The sequence below is a fragment of the Chryseobacterium sp. G0201 genome (assembly GCF_003815655.1).
GTDB lineage: Bacteria > Bacteroidota > Bacteroidia > Flavobacteriales > Weeksellaceae > Chryseobacterium.
Genome location: NZ_CP033917.1, coordinates 1386424 through 1402073, shown reverse-complemented (window position 1 = coordinate 1402073; position 15650 = coordinate 1386424). Strand labels below are relative to the sequence as shown.

At 35.9% G+C, this 15650-nt stretch carries 10 protein-coding genes; 1 reads left to right on the top strand and 9 read right to left on the bottom strand.

What is annotated here, in order from left to right; all coding sequences use genetic code 11:
- The first annotated feature begins 14 nt into the window (after nucleotides 1-14).
- Complete coding sequence (locus tag EG348_RS06170) at nucleotides 15-1778, top strand: RagB/SusD family nutrient uptake outer membrane protein (RefSeq protein ID WP_123981618.1); 1764 nt, start codon at nucleotides 15-17, stop codon at nucleotides 1776-1778.
- Nucleotides 1779-1925: 147 nt separating this feature from the next.
- On the opposite strand, the gene msrA is transcribed toward EG348_RS06170, so the two are convergent.
- The 9 genes from msrA to EG348_RS06125 form a co-directional block, all read right to left on the bottom strand.
- Nucleotides 1926-2480 (bottom strand): peptide-methionine (S)-S-oxide reductase MsrA, encoded by a 555-nt coding sequence (msrA, locus tag EG348_RS06165; RefSeq protein WP_123981616.1) that lies wholly within the window; start codon nucleotides 2478-2480, stop codon nucleotides 1926-1928.
- Between the two features lie 246 nt (nucleotides 2481-2726).
- The gene (locus EG348_RS06160) at nucleotides 2727-3695 is read right to left on the bottom strand and encodes an ROK family protein (protein WP_066754188.1); all 969 of its coding nucleotides are present in this window, start codon (nucleotides 3693-3695) and stop codon (nucleotides 2727-2729) included.
- An 87-nt stretch (nucleotides 3696-3782) separates the two neighbouring features.
- Nucleotides 3783-4991, bottom strand: coding sequence for a PepSY-associated TM helix domain-containing protein (locus EG348_RS06155; protein WP_123981613.1), 1209 nt, complete (start codon nucleotides 4989-4991; stop codon nucleotides 3783-3785).
- A gap of 277 nt (nucleotides 4992-5268) precedes the next feature.
- On the bottom strand, nucleotides 5269-7380 hold the full coding sequence (locus EG348_RS06150; RefSeq protein ID WP_123981611.1) for a TonB-dependent receptor: 2112 nt from the start codon (nucleotides 7378-7380) through the stop codon (nucleotides 5269-5271).
- Complete coding sequence (locus tag EG348_RS06145) at nucleotides 7377-8585, bottom strand: PepSY-associated TM helix domain-containing protein (protein ID WP_123981609.1); 1209 nt, start codon at nucleotides 8583-8585, stop codon at nucleotides 7377-7379. The genes EG348_RS06150 and EG348_RS06145 overlap by 4 nt, the downstream gene beginning before the upstream one ends.
- 42 nt (nucleotides 8586-8627) lie before the next feature.
- Nucleotides 8628-10829 (bottom strand): TonB-dependent siderophore receptor, encoded by a 2202-nt coding sequence (locus tag EG348_RS06140; RefSeq protein ID WP_123981607.1) that lies wholly within the window; start codon nucleotides 10827-10829, stop codon nucleotides 8628-8630.
- A 148-nt stretch (nucleotides 10830-10977) separates the two neighbouring features.
- The gene (secA, locus tag EG348_RS06135; RefSeq protein ID WP_123981606.1) at nucleotides 10978-14049 is read right to left on the bottom strand and encodes a preprotein translocase subunit SecA; all 3072 of its coding nucleotides are present in this window, start codon (nucleotides 14047-14049) and stop codon (nucleotides 10978-10980) included.
- A 126-nt stretch (nucleotides 14050-14175) separates the two neighbouring features.
- Nucleotides 14176-14397: a DUF2795 domain-containing protein gene (locus tag EG348_RS06130; protein WP_034756280.1), complete on the bottom strand. Its 222-nt coding sequence runs from the start codon at nucleotides 14395-14397 to the stop codon at nucleotides 14176-14178.
- Nucleotides 14398-14540: 143 nt separating this feature from the next.
- Nucleotides 14541-15563 (bottom strand): GDP-mannose 4,6-dehydratase, encoded by a 1023-nt coding sequence (locus EG348_RS06125; protein WP_123981604.1) that lies wholly within the window; start codon nucleotides 15561-15563, stop codon nucleotides 14541-14543.
- Nucleotides 15564-15650: the final 87 nt, after the last annotated feature.

Genomic DNA, 15650 nt, shown 5'->3' with positions numbered 1-15650 from the left:
AGCTAAAAAGAATTATGAAATCTAATTTTTTACATATAAATAAAATCGTTCTATCTGTTTTTGTACTGGCCTTAATGGGGTGTACAAATCTTGACGAGCAAGTGGTAGATGAGGTATTGGGCTCTGAAAACCTTGCAGATCCCGAAAGTGCTATTGCTGCAGCTTATGGACAGCTTGGTGACGGAACTTTTGTAGATCACGGAAGTGTTTTTGCATTACAGGAATATTCTACCGATGAGGCCTTATTGGCAACAAGAGGAAGCGACTGGGGAGACGGCGGAAAGTGGAGAGCCATGCACGAATTTACATGGGATGCCAGCAATGATGTCGTAAAAACGACTTGGGATCAGTTAACTTCCGGAATTACAAAATCTTTAACGGCAATTAAAAGTATTAATAAAAGTAGCGTAAGCAATAAAGCTTTATTTTTAGCAGAGGCAAAAGGATTGTTGGCTTATTATACTTACAACACTTTAGATTTATTCGGGCAAGCTCCGTACAGAGATCCAAGCGATTTAAATGCGCCGATTGAGATCAGAAAAGCAGATACGTATATCGATGCTCTCATTACAGAAGTAGAAGGTCTTATTCCTAATTTGGCTGATATTAAAACTCAGAATACGCACGCCGGAAGATTCACAAAACAGGCGGCTTATGCTTTATTGGCAGATATGTATCTGAACAGAGCGGTTCTTAAAAATAAAACAGCAGCTAGTTTTAATTTTACAGAACAGGCTGTGAATGGCGGAGGAACAGATATGGATAAAGTTATTCAATATTCTAATTTATTGATCAACGGAGGGCAGTTCAGTTTAGAATCTAATTATTTCCACAATTTTGATATTAATAATGATACAAGTAAGGAAATGATCTTCACGATTGTTCAGAAGAAAAACTCGAACAGAAATGCAGATAATGACCTGGCTTATATGTCAATGGAAAGAATCCAGAAACCTTCCCCTGATAATAGAGGAACCAATGCATCATGTATCACTCCTGAATTCTATTATTCTTGGAACGGAAATCATGATGATCCCCGTTTTCAAAGAAGCTACCAATATGAAGATGGAACTTGGTTCAGAAATGATGGAACAGATGTAAGCGTACCTTCAACAAGTAAAGTAGAAGGAACGGGAAAACCTTGGTTCCATTTCAACAGAGGATTGCAGGTGGGGCAGCAATATGGTCCAAAACTTCTTGCCAATGGAAGCTTTGATATGACAGCAGACGGAAGAATTAAAGTCTATAAATTATTCACAGAAAAAAATACGACACTTGCAGCAGATTTTACACCTGAACTCAATTTTGATAATCCTTCAGAAGCTGTCTTTACTCAGTCTCAGATCAACAGAGGGGTAAGAAATTTCAAGTTTGAATTTGATCCTGGCTACGGAAATAACGGAACAAGCGGAATGGATGTACCTTTATACAGATTAGGAACAATCTACATGATGAGAGCTGAGGCCTATTTCAGAAGTGGAAATATTGCAGGTGCTTTAGCTGATGTTAATATTTTAAGAACAAGCAGAACCCGTGATGCCTTAAACGGTAATGCTCCCGGAGTTGCCCTTGCTTCATTAGACGCTAATACTCTGTTTAAAGAATCAGGATACGAACTATATTGGGAAATGTACAGAAGAAAGGCGATGATCAGATTCGGTAAATTTGATCTTCCCGGAACTGCAAAACCTGCTTCTCAACCTTACAGAAGGATTTTCCCGATTCCTCAGGCAACGCTTGACGCATCGAATGACCTTTCACAAAATCCAGGTTATTAATAGTCTTCAATATAAAAATAATTTGTACAAAAAAGCGAAGGGAATCAATCTCTTCGCTTTTTTTATCTTCATCTTTATCAATAGGAACGGGCTTTAGCCCGTTTAATGAAAAATAATAAATCATACGGCTTTAGCCAAAACTTAAAATTATTCTGCATTCAACATTCCCAATTCTCCGAAATGTTTTTTGAATTTTTGGATTTTAGGACCTACAACTGCGCTACAATAAGGCTGAGTAGGATTTTCATTATAATATCCCTGATGATATTGTTCTGCTGACCAGAATTTCTCGAATTGTGATAATTCAGTAACATAAGTTCCAGTCCATCTTCCTGAAGCTTCAGAAATTTTGATGGCTTCTTCAGCTTTTGCTTTTTCAGCATCATCTTTATAATAAATTACAGAGCGGTATTGTGTTCCGATGTCATTTCCTTGTCTGTTTAATTGAGTAGGATCGTGAAGGAAGAAAAATACATCCATTAATTGCTCATAAGAGATTATTTTCGGATCATAAGTGATCTGTACAACTTCTGCATGTCCTGTTTCTCCTGTGCAAACCTCTTCATACGTCGGATTATCTTTATGACCTCCCGAATATCCTGAGATTGCAGATTCAACACCTTTCAGCATATTGAAGCAGCTTTCTACGCACCAAAAACATCCGCCTCCGAAAGTAATTTGCTCTAAATTATTGTTATCCATTTTAGGTTGATTATTGTATTAAAAAACTAATCAAAAGTATGAAAAAGTTTTTCATTTTAGGTTGAAAAGGGGGATTTAAACACAAATTACACTAATAGATTTCACAAATAATCACAAGAAAAAGATAGTGTAAACATCTTTGCAAATCCGTGAAACGTAAGTTCGACGAAGTCAAATCTGTGGGAGATTAAAAAAACAAAAAAAGCATCCAAAAAGGATGCTCAATTATATTTAAATGTTTTTCAATTACTTTTCCCAAACCAAAGCACTTGCTCCTAAAATAGCAGCATCCGCTTCGTCCAGTTCACTGAAAACCAATTTCACTTTATTTCTAAAAATCGGAAGAAGGTTTCTTTCCATATGAAGTTTAGCAGGTTTCAAAATGAAATCTCCGGCTTTAATGACTCCTCCAAATAAAAGAATTGCTTCCGGTGAAGAAAACATGACAAAATTTGCCAATGCTTCCCCTAATTTCTGACCTGTATATCTGAAAACCTCAATAGAAATCGGGTCACCTTTCAAAGCACATTCGTGTACCGTTTTAGAGTTGATCGATTCTTCAGGAAACTGACTTAGCATAGATTCAGGGAATTCTGCTCTCATCTTTTTTGCTGTGATTGCGATTCCTGTTGCAGATGCGTAGGCTTCTAAACTTCCTTCAGATCCTGTGCTCCAGTGTTTTCTTCCACCTGGTTTTACAATAGTATGTCCTAGTTCACCTGCAAAGCCGTCATGTCCATAGATCAATTTACCACTTGAAACAATTCCGCTTCCTACGCCTGTTCCCAATGTGATCATGATGAAGTCTTTCATTCCGCGAGCTGCTCCGAAAAGCATTTCACCAAAAGCTGCTGCATTAGCATCATTAGTTATTGTAGTAGGTAAACCGAACTTTTCAGTCATTAATTTACCAAATGGGATCACGCCTTTCCAAGGTAAATTCGGAGCTTGTTCTATTGTTCCTGTATAGTAATTTCCGTTGGGAGCGCCTACGCCAATTCCGTCAAAGTTTTTCTCTTTTCCGTAGCTATTGATCAGCGGATGCACTTTTTCGTACAAAGCATCTATGAATTCTTCAACCGTTGCGTACGCATCAGTGCTTAGATTGCCTTTTTCAAGAACTTCACCTCTGTGGTTTACAACACCAAATTTGGTAGTTGTACCGCCAATATCAATTCCTAGGGCAACGTGTTTTGATAAATCTATTAATGACATTTCTATTCTTATAAATTCTAAAGGGTTAAAAATATAAAAAAGATTGTATTAATGGATTATTAACTCAACATTTATTGCAATTTTTTTTTAAGCAGTTTTTACTGTTTTCTTTTTTCGCCTTCCCCACCAAACAAGGAAGCCAGTAACTGGTAATGAGGCACATATCAAACTTACAACGAAGGCAATAATCTTGGTAGGAAGACCTAAAATTGATCCAACATGAATGTCATAATTGGCTCCAACCGTTTTTTCTCCAAAATTTTTGTCTTTCATGTCGTGAGTATGAAGCAGCTCTCCTGAATTTTCATCAAAAATAAGACTGCTGCTTTTATGATAAGAGTATGACAAATGTTTTACATAAACTTCGAAATTCGGATGTTCGTGATCATCCATGTGCGGATGTCCAAGATCGAGTGCGAAACCATAAGAATCAGGATATTTTGCTTTAACGGTATTGCTTATCTTGTCTAATGTACCTTCAGTTCTCAGTTCTATCGGAGCTTTTGTCTTGATGTGAGTGAAATCCGGATATTTTGTTTCACCTCCTGAGAAGATCACATAGATGGCTGCCTGAACGACAAAAAATGCGTAAAATAACCCTGTAATTGAAAAGATTAAAGCAAAAATTGATGCATAAAACCCTAAGATATTATGAAGGTCGTAGTTCTTTCTTTTCCAGCTTTTGATATTTTTCCATTTGAATGAAAAACGTTGCTTTCTGGCAGCTTTGTTTTTAGGCCACCATAAAATAATTCCTGATATCAGCATGATGACAAAGATTATGACAGGAATTCCCACGACATATGTTCCCCAGTCCTGCTTTAACAAATAACTCCAGTGGATCATTTTTACGATCTGGAAGAACCCGTTTTTCTCATCGTAGGTTCTTAAAACTTTTCCGTCGTAAGGATTAACGTAAGCAACTTTATAAATAGGGAATTCATCAAAATAATTCCATGCATCGGTATTGTGCTCGTACCAATAGAATTGATAGGACATTTTTTTATCGATAGGAATATTTACCCAGTGAATAGGGTATTTTTCTTTTACCTGAGCATCTACAGATTTTTCCAACACGCGAATTGGAAGAATCTGTTTTTGATCAATATTTTGTTCATTATGATAGATGACATCTTTTCTGGTAATATTCTCAACTTCGTCTTTAAAAACATATAATGCACCAGTAATGGAGATGATGAAGATCAAAAATCCAATACCTAAACCAAACCACAAATGCAGTTTTCCTGTCCATTTTTTAAATACGCTTGGCTTCTTTTTATGATGTTTCTTCTTCATAGTTTCTTTAAGTTCGGCAAAGATAAGATTTAATTTTTATTTAGAATATTTATAATTAACGTGCTTTTAATGGAAAATATTTTTATTTAAATGCAAATTTTTATTCTAAATTTCATGCTTGATTTAAAAAGAACTACAAAAATTCCACAGTGGCTGAGGCTCCCGAAGTCACCATCCCTGAAATTCTAGCCCCGATTGCAACGACATCCTTTTTCTGAAATGGCTTAAAAAAAGCGCTGGCGAAAAAGATATAGTGGAAAGCGGGAAAAAGCTTCATTTAAAATTTATATTCAACCATGAACATTCCTCTCATTCCTAACGAGTTGGTAAAATCTGCGTCTCTTGCTGCCCACCAAGCAATTGCAGGCTGATACATTTTGTTGAAAAGGTTTTCGATACCTAAAGAAACTTTCCAGTTTTGGTTCACTTCATAGCTTGATTTTAGGTTGAAAACGGTGTAATCAGGAACTTTTCCTTCTCCGTAAACATATAATCCTTTGGCATTAGGCTCGAATCTGTTTTGTCCGAAAGCATGCAGCATATCAAGTCCAATAGATAAAGCTTGAATCGGTCTTACCTGAACATAGGCTAAAACTTTCGGTGCAGAAATTCTGCTGTTGTTGATTTTCGTAGAATAATCTCCGTCATCTTGTACAGAGGTAATTCCTTCCATCCAACTGTAGCTTCCTCCGAAATTAATCCATTTTGTAGGCGTGAAATGTAAAAATCCTTCCACACCATACACTACTTCCGGTGATCTTTGGATCGTCAAAGCTCTGTCCGGACTTTGAATAAATGTAGCGCCCAGTTTTGAAGTACTCACATAAGACGTGATCTCATAATTAACCCATTTTGCAATCTGTCCTGTCGCTCCAAATTCATAGTTGTTGACAATAATTGGCTTTGTTTCAAGATTTTGAATCGTTCCTTCTGTTGAGGTTCTTAAAATTCTTCCTAATTCATTGATAGAATAGGCCTGAGAAAAGCTTCCGAATAAATTGATATAATTTTCGATATTGTAACGAACCCCGATGTTTCCCACTAATGCGTTGTATTTTAAGTCTCCACCGGTCACGAAAATGCTTTTGGTGAAAGTTCCGTCACTTTTAACAGTAGAAAGTGTGTTGAAATCTCCAACTTTTACGGCAATGTTTTCATATCGTAAACCTCCTTTTATCGTTAATTTTTTCATTAAATCAACCTTAACCAAAAGGAAAGGGGCGATGTTGGTCATGTTCATGTCCGGAGTCCAGTAACGGCCGTCTTCCAGCTTCTGAACGGTTTGATCATTCAACACATCTAAACCGTAGATCAGTTCACCCTGAGAATTTTTACCATTCCATAATTGAGTGTCGAAATTGGCTCTGGCTCCTGTCTTTTTGGAGATAACATTGGATTGTCCACCATTCAGGAAAGTATCGCTGTATCCGTAAACGGTTCTGAAATCCTGTAAATAAAGGTTTACATTTAATGAAGTTCCTTTCCACAGGTTTTTATTGTCATAACTTAATTTGAAGTTATGGTTTCTTGGAGTTCCTTGTGGAGTTATTTCCAGATTTTTTCCTTCTCCTTCTCCTATGGTTGGGGTAACGCCGTATTTTCCTGTTTTTAAGCCTAAATTTAAATCAGATTTTGATGCATAACCGATGTATGAGGCTTCAACTCTTTGATTGTCATTGATTTCATAGCCTAATTTCAACATTCCGTTGTAGTTGTTCATTTTGGCTGTGCTGTAGGTCGGACTAAGATTTATGCCATCTGCGTCTTTCATATACCCTGTTTTTTCATAAGCCAATGAAACAACATAATCAAACTTACTAATCTTTCCTGATAAAAGCTGACTTGCCCTGTAGCCTAATGTTCCGCCATATTGTTGTCCGGTAATTCCAAACTGTGAAATTCCCGAAATCTTCTTGTCTGATTTGCTTCTTCTTGTGATATAGTTGATAATTCCTCCGTCTGCACCATTTCCGTAGATGGATGAAGCTCCTTTGATCACCTCAATTCTTTCTATAGCTGAAGGGTCTATAGACCTTAAATCTCTTGCTCCGTTTCGAAGCGGAGTAGACTGTGGAATACCGTCAATTAATACCAAAACCTGACGCCCACGAAGTGTTTGTCCTGTATTGGAAGTCTGTCCTGAACTTGTCGCCAAACTCGGAACGGTATATTGTAAAATGCTTGTGATATCTGAATTAACAGTCAATTGTGACTGAACCTGTTTCTCGCCAACAATGGTTATTGAGCTTGGTATTTCTTTAATATTTTCTCTTTTTCTGGATGCCGTTAAAACAACCTCATCCACATCTTTCGTATTGATGCTGTCTTTTACTTGTCCAAATGCTGAAATGGTAGCTAAACAAGCTACGGATAGAGTTAATTTTTTCATTGTACCTTCTTAATTCCTTTTTTCTTTTGTTTTCCAAGCCATACTAAAAACCCTGTGACTGGTAATGATGTACAGATAAGTCCTGTGATGAACCAGATGATCTTGCCGAATAGGCCAAAGTATGATCCTGTATGAATATCATAATTGGCATTGGCATATTTTTCTGCGTTGTTTAAGTTTTGATGAGGTTTATTGGCCAATAATTTCCCTGAATATTTATCAAAAACGACTTGATTTCTGATGGCAAATTTTCCGTCTTCACCATACACGGAAATCGGAATGTTCTTTAATTCTTTTCCTTTTTTATTTTTTCCGTTTAATGGAATTCTGAAACTTGATGAGGTTGAGTATAATTTTCTGGTTTCCTCTGCTGTAAGATCGAAAACTGCTTTGCTTTTGGCTAAAAGAGAGTCCGGAGATTTTATTTCTTTTTCTTTTGGAAGCTCAATGTAGCCGGATAATGCAAAATTGAATGTGTTTTTTACCCAAGGATAGGCAAAGTAAATTCCTGATATACTTACTATTAAAGCAATAAAAGATGCGTAAAATCCTAAGATATTATGAAGGTCATAGTTTTTGCGTTTCCAAGTTTTTACGTTTTTCCAGTCAAAGTAGAAACGTCCATTTCGCATTTTTTTATTTTTCGGCCACCAAAGAATAATTCCTGTGATCAGCATGATGATGAATAAAACGATAGGAATTCCGATCACATATTTCCCCCAATCTGAATTTAATAGCAAGCTCCAATGAATGGCTTTTAAAATAGGGAAGAGGTCATATTTTTCATTATAAATCCCAAGAATCTGACCTGTATATTGATTAACGTAAATTAATTTGTTGATTTTAACTTCATCAAAATAGTTCCAGGCTTTCTTATCCTTTTCGTAATACAAAAATTCGTAAGATTTGTTTTTATCTAAAGGAATTTCAACGGAACTGATCGGATACTTTTCATTAAGTTCCAAAGCAACTTTTTCACGAAGAATTTCAATAGATAATGGTCGCTGAGTAATCGTTTCAGCTTTTACAAAAATGACCCTTTTTCTAAGCTGATTCTGAATTTCATCCTTAAAAATATACATCGTTCCTGTCAAAGAAACAATGAACACAATGATACCAATGGACAAACCAAACCACAAATGCAGTTTGGCAGACCATTTTTTAGTTGAAGAAACTTTCTTCTTATGATGATGTTTTTTCTTCATATCAAAAAAGTTAACCCTCCCAAGGGCTAACTTTTTGTTTATTTAAAATTTGTACCCTATTGAAAGTCTGAAGTTTCTAGGTGCGTCGGCTTGGTAATAATAATAATTTCCATATGGCGAACCAGAGTATAAGTATCTGTTAAACACATTAAATACATTTAAACCAACTCTGAATTTTGAGTTTTCCCAAGATGCTCCTGCGTCAAATTTTACATAATCTCCCATCTGCAGAGTATTTGTACTTCCCCAATCCCAGCTGCTTCTTCCTGCAAGGTATGTTCCCCCGAAGCTTAATCCGAAACCTTCCAACAATCCGTTTGTGAATGTATAATTCAACCATCCGTTTGCAGTATGTTTTGCATATCCTGGAACTTTATCACCTTTTGTAGCTTTTGCAGTTGTTTCGGTAAATTTATTTTCTGTAAATGCGTAGTTAAAAATCGCATTGAATCCTTTAACAATTTCTCCTTTTAGATCAAATTCAACTCCTTGTACTCTTGTTTTTCCAAGAAGGATAGAATATTTTCCGTTTGGATTATTTGTTTGATCCGGATCTCCTGTGATTTCATTATCTTTATTAATGTTATATAATGAAAGTGTAGTGTTCCATTTTCCTGCAAACCAGTCTTTTTTAACACCTACTTCGATATTATTTCCTGTTAATGGTGTTGCTGTTGTTCCATCTCTGAATAGACCTGCCTGTGGCACGAAAGACTGATCATACAAAGCATATGCAGACATATTTTCATCGATAGAGTAGCTTAATCCGATACGAGGTGTAATTCTGCTTGCATCAGATTTTGTTCCGTAGTTTACTTCTTTTACATTCGTATAACGAGCGGCTAAAGTAAGTCTTAATGCATCATTAAAGAATCCTAATTCATCCTGTAAATATAAACCAGTATAGTTTTGATCGATCGTGCTTCCCGCTCCTGCTCTTACAGAAAGAGGTTTGCTTTTGTCGAAAGATCTGTAAGCGTCTGTATTGTTTGGACCAGAATAAGCAAAGTTTGCACTGGTATTGGTATCATAGTTATTAGTATTTAGATTATACCAATAATTATGGTCAGCAGCTTGAGTATAATCATCATTAGCATTATATTTATCCAAATTATATCCCTGAGACCAGTCAGCCATATATTTTTTGCTTCCCAAATCTAGACCAGCTAAGATTTTATGAGAAACGGAACCAGTTTTAACAAAACCATTTAAGAAAACCTGTCCGAATTTCATTGTATTATCAGCTTCCCAATAATTCAAACGACGGATCATATAGTTTCCATCAAAGTTGCTTGGCCAAAGATCGCTTCCCATTGTGTATTCATTCACATATGTTAATTGAGAAGTTAATTTCCAGTTTTCATTAAATTTATGCTGTAAATTAATGTTAACTGTATTGTTATCCACTTTTGTAGGGTCGATACCTGGATCTGTTACAGTATATCCAACAGGTTTTGCTCTATAACCTTCAAAACTGAATACATACGCAGAACCTACTTCAGACATTTTTGCCTTTTGGTAGATGTATTCTGCAGTTAAAGTCGTTTTGTCAGAAAGTTTAACCTTCAATGAAGGATTGATAATATATCTGTCATTGAATTCATAATCTCTGAAACTATTTTTGTTTTGAGCCATTAAATTCAATCTGAAAGCTACTTTATCAGTAATTTTAGTATCGATATCAGCTTCGCCTCTGTACATATTAAAGCTTCCTAAAGTTACTCTTGCGGATCCGTTTAAAGATTGTCCGGTTGGCTTTTTAGTTACGATATTATAAATACCGCTTGGCTCTCCGTTTGACATTAGAAATCCTGAAGGTCCTTTGATGAACTCGATATGATCAACAAATGACATATCTTCACTTAGAGGTCCCCAGTTTGAAGTAACATTTACTCCGTTCATGAAAGCTGCAGCTCTGGATCCTCTCATGTTTACTCTTGTATACATGTCTCCCCAATGCTCTAATCTCTGGGCTCCGGCAACGTTACGAAGAACACCATCGCTCAAAGTTGTTACCTGCTGATCTTCTAGCGCTCTATTTGTAATGATTGAAATGTTTTGAGGGATTTTTATCAAAGCCTCATCTAAACGCATCGAAGATGAACCTTCTTTTTCTACATATTTTTTGTAATATTTCCCATTTACAACTACTTCTTCAATATCATTAGACTTGATAGAATCTTTTTCCTGCGCAAAAGTCAACATAGACCCCAACAGTGAGGCACAGATCAGTACATTTTTCATGAAAGTCAAATTTTCTGCAAATATATTGTTTTTAATTATTCTAAATAAATTATCAAGTTGATATTTATCATATTAATGTATCTGTTGAATAACAAAAAACCGCTCCAAGCAGTGCTGGAGCGGTTTTTATTCTATAATTAATTATTTCTTAAGCAGGAATTTCTCCTTTATATAAGAATGAAATAATTTCTTTGTTTAATTTATCGATCATTTCGCTGAATAAATGGAAAGATTCTTGTTTGTAAATCACAAGTGGATCTTTTTGCTCGTAAACAGCACCTTGAGAAGATCTTCTCAGGTCATCCATTTCACGAAGGTGAAGCTTCCAGTTTTCATCGATGATTGATAAAGTGATATTCTTTTCAAAATCGTTGATCAAACTTTCACATTGAGTGTCATAAGCTTCCTTAAGATCAGCTACGATAGTCATTGTTTTGTGTCCGTCTGTGAAAGGAACCTGGATCATTTTAAACATTGAACCTTGATTTTGGAATACATTCTCAATAATAGGGAATGATTTCTCTTTCAATAAGTTCAGTTTCATGTTGTAGTCTTCCTGAGCAGCTTTGAATAAGATATTCGTTAATTCCGGAATTTGTTTGTTACCAAAATCACTTTCAGAAACAGGAGAACCCATTGTGAAATGTTTGATGATTTCAAATTCAAAATCTTTATAACTTCCGTTTGCTTTTCCTTTCGTTACGATAGAATTAGCAACATCAAAAATCATGTTGGTGATATCGTATTTCAAGTGATCTCCGAATAAAGCGTTCTTTCTTCTTTTGTAGATTACGTCACGTTGTTTGTTCATTACGTCATCATACTCAAGAAGTCTCTTTCTTGTTCCGAAGTTATTTTCCTCTACTTTTTTCTGAGCTCTTTCGATAGATTTACTGATCATAGAGTGCTGAATAACTTCACCATCTTTATGACCCATTCTGTCCATCATCTTAGCAATTCTTTCAGAACCGAATAAACGCATTAAGTTATCTTCAAGAGATACATAGAACTGAGAACTTCCAGGATCTCCCTGACGTCCCGCTCTACCTCTTAACTGTCTGTCAACACGTCTTGAATCGTGTCTTTCGGTACCAATAATTGCTAAACCTCCGGCTTCTTTTACTTCTTTAGCCAATTTGATATCCGTACCACGACCTGCCATGTTGGTTGCAATGGTTACAGCTCCCGGCTGTCCTGCTCCGGCAACGATTTCTGCTTCCTTCTTGTGAAGTTTAGCATTCAATACCTGGTGAGGGATTTTTCTTAATTGTAGCGCTTTTGAAAGCAACTGAGAAATTTCAACAGATGTTGTACCCACCAATACAGGTCTTCTTGCTGCTGTTAATTTTTCAATTTCTTCAATTACTGCATTATATTTTTCTCTATTAGTTTTGAAAACTAAATCTTGTTTGTCGTCTCTTAAAATAGGACGGTTGGTAGGAATTACCACAACATCTAATTTGTAGATTTCCCAAAGTTCGCCTGCTTCAGTTTCAGCAGTACCCGTCATCCCCGTAAGTTTGTTGTACATACGGAAGTAGTTTTGAAGCGTTACCGTTGCAAAAGTTTGCGTTGCAGCTTCAATTTTCACGTTTTCTTTAGCTTCAATCGCTTGGTGTAGACCGTCTGAATAACGACGACCTTCCATGATACGACCAGTTTGCTCATCAACGATTTTTACTTCACCATCAATTACTACATACTCATCATCTTTCTCAAATAATGTATATGCTTTCAATAACTGACTCATTGTGTGTACACGCTCTGATTTTTCAGCAAAATCAGAGAATAGTTTTTCTTTAGCCTCGAATTCTTCTTCTTTGGTTAAATTTTTAGCTTCAACTTCAGCGATTTCAGTTCCGATATCAGGAAGAACGAAGAAATTATTATCTTCATTTCCCTGAGACATGTATTCAACACCTTTGTCTGTAAGATCAACCTGATTGTTTTTCTCCTCGATAACGAAATAAAGATCTTTATCTACAATCGGCATATCACGGTTGTTATCCTGCATGTATTGACCTTCAACTTTTTGAAGTAATGCTCTGTTTCCGCTTTCTGATAAGAATTTGATTAACTGTCTGTTTTTAGGCAAACCTCTGTAAGCCTGAAGTAATTTAAATCCTCCCTCTTTAGTATTTCCTGCAGCAATTAATTTTTTAGCTTCATTAAAAATTGCAGAAACGGTTTTCTTTTGAACCTCAACAATTCTGTCGATAGAAGGTTTAAGAACATCAAATTCCTGTCTGTCTCCCTGAGGAACCGGGCCAGAAATGATCAAAGGCGTTCTTGCATCATCTACCAAAACAGAGTCAACCTCATCCACGATAGCAAAGTTTAATTCTCTTTGTACTAATTCTGAAGGTGAAGTTACCATGTTATCTCTCAAATAATCGAAACCGAATTCGTTATTTGTTCCGTAAGTAATATCTGAATTGTATGCTTTTCTTCTTCCGTCTGAGTTCGGCTGGTGATTATCGATACAATCGATGCTCATTCCGTGGAACTGATACAATGGCCCCATCCAAGCGGAGTCTCTTTTTGCAAGATAGTCGTTCACTGTTACAACGTGAACCCCTCTTTCAGGAAGCGCATTTAAGTAAATAGGTAATGTTCCTACCAAAGTTTTACCTTCACCGGTAGCCATTTCGGCAATTTTACCGCTGTGAAGAATAACCCCTCCGATAAACTGAACATCATAGTGAACCATGTCCCAAACTACAGGAGTTCCGGCTGCGTCCCATGAGCTTTTCCAAACGGCTTGGTCTCCTTGGATTTCAACAAAATCTTTAGTTGCAGCAAGTTCTCTGTCCATTTGAGTGGCAGTTACGCGGATTTCTCCGTTTTGTGCCCATCTTCTTGCTGTTTCTTTTACTAATGCAAAAGCTTCAGGAAGAACTTGGCTAAGAACTTTCTCCTCGATTTCGTATGAATCTTTCTTAAGAGACTCAATTTGTGAGAAAAGAGCTTCTTTTTCATCAACATTGGTCGAATTTTTTATCTGCTCTTTAATCTGTTCTATCTGCGCTGTGATGGTACTCGTTGCTGATTTTATTTTATTTTTAAATTCAGCAGTTTTCTCTCTTAAGCCATCATCAGACAATTGCTGAATGTTTGGTTCAACAGCTTTGATTTTTGTTACAACTTTTTTTACTTCCTTTAGGTCCTGCGCTTTCTTGTCTCCCAAAAACCCTTTAAGAACTTTGTTTAAAAAACTCATAAATTTTTACTTTATGCCTAAAGCGATATGCTTTAAGCGTTTTACTAAATACGCTTACTGCGCAAAAATTGATATTATAAAAAGGGAAATAAGCTTTAAGCCTATTGCCTAAAGCTCATGCCTTATTTAATATTCGTCTTCGTTCCAAAGATAATCTTCGTCCGTAGGATAGTCCGGCCAGATCTCGTCGATGGCTTCATACATTTCACCTTCGTCTTCAATAGCCTGAAGGTTTTCCGTTACTTCCATGGGTGCACCAGTTCTAATTGCATAATCAATAAGCTCAGCCTTTGTCATCGGCCAAGGTGCGTCACTTAGATATGAGGCTAATTCTAATGTCCAGTACATAATATTCTATTTTTTTTTGCAAAAGTATAAAATTAGGTTATATTATAAGCTTTTTTATACTTGATTTTCAATTCTTTTTATTAATTTTTCGCTCATTGCACGTCACAGACTGTATTATAGCTATGCCAGCAACTTGTTCGATGTCATTTTCTCAAAAACCATTCCACAAATTTTTTTATGCCATTTTGGAAGTCTGTAGTTGGTTTATAATCGATTAATGTCTTGGCTTTTCCTATATCAGCATTGGTTTTTTGGACATCTCCGGGCTGCATTGGCAGAATTTTTTTATTGGCAGTTTTTCCGAGAGCTTGTTCAATGGTGGAAAGCATTTCATTGAGATTAATTACCTGGCTTTCTCCAAGATTAATGATCTCGTATATTTTTGAATGAGTTTCCAGATAGTTGATAGATTTAGTAATTCCATCAATGATATCATCAACGTAAGTGTAATCTCTTGCAGTGTTTCCATCACCGTAGAAAGGGATTTCTTGGTCTTCGGAGATTAATTTTGTGAATTTATGTATCGCAAGATCAGGTCTTTGTCTCGGTCCGTACACTGTAAAGAATCTTAACTGGATCATGTCGATATTATGTAATTGATGATAAACATGGCCTAAAATTTCGCCACATTTTTTTGTTGCGGCGTAAGGTGAAATAGGATTATCTACATTGTCTGTTTCTGCAAAAGGAATTTTTTCATTATTTCCGTAAACGCTTGATGAAGAGGCGCAAACGAATTTTTTAAGATTAAATTCTTTACACAATTCCCAAAGATTCATCGTTCCGCGGACATTCACTTCTTCATATTCTAAAGGTCTTTCGATGGAAGGGCGAACTCCGGCAAGTGCGGCCAGATGAATAATCAAATCAATCTTATGATTTTTAAATATTTCCTCAAGACCATTTTTATCTCGGATATCTTGGTAATATAAGGTGTAATTATTTGATTTTGAAAGGGAAATTAAATTTTCAATATCAGTTTCCTTATCAGTAAAGGTAAAATCAGAAAAATTAGCAATTGATTCTAAAGTATTTTTAATTTTTATCTGATAATCGTAGAAATTATCAAAATTGTCAATGTTTATGACAGAATGTCCTTCTTTCAATAATTTTTCAACCAAATGAGAACCAATAAATCCGCTTCCTCCTGTTACAAGATATATCATCAATGTTTTTTTATGAGTACAAAAATATAAATTTCCTTTGGGAAAAATATAATCATTAAATTTACTTAAAAAAGTAATATAAAATTA

Coding starts and splice junctions, on each gene's coding strand:
- EG348_RS06170 (WP_123981618.1), top strand. CDS start 15: ATGAAATCTAATTTTTTACATATAAATAAAATCGTTCTATCTGTTTTT.
- msrA (WP_123981616.1), bottom strand. CDS start 2,480: ATGGATAACAATAATTTAGAGCAAATTACTTTCGGAGGCGGATGTTTT.
- EG348_RS06160 (WP_066754188.1), bottom strand. CDS start 3,695: ATGTCATTAATAGATTTATCAAAACACGTTGCCCTAGGAATTGATATT.
- EG348_RS06155 (WP_123981613.1), bottom strand. CDS start 4,991: ATGAAGAAGAAACATCATAAAAAGAAGCCAAGCGTATTTAAAAAATGG.
- EG348_RS06150 (WP_123981611.1), bottom strand. CDS start 7,380: ATGAAAAAATTAACTCTATCCGTAGCTTGTTTAGCTACCATTTCAGCA.
- EG348_RS06145 (WP_123981609.1), bottom strand. CDS start 8,585: ATGAAGAAAAAACATCATCATAAGAAGAAAGTTTCTTCAACTAAAAAA.
- EG348_RS06140 (WP_123981607.1), bottom strand. CDS start 10,829: ATGAAAAATGTACTGATCTGTGCCTCACTGTTGGGGTCTATGTTGACT.
- secA (WP_123981606.1), bottom strand. CDS start 14,049: ATGAGTTTTTTAAACAAAGTTCTTAAAGGGTTTTTGGGAGACAAGAAA.
- EG348_RS06130 (WP_034756280.1), bottom strand. CDS start 14,397: ATGTACTGGACATTAGAATTAGCCTCATATCTAAGTGACGCACCTTGG.
- EG348_RS06125 (WP_123981604.1), bottom strand. CDS start 15,563: ATGATATATCTTGTAACAGGAGGAAGCGGATTTATTGGTTCTCATTTG.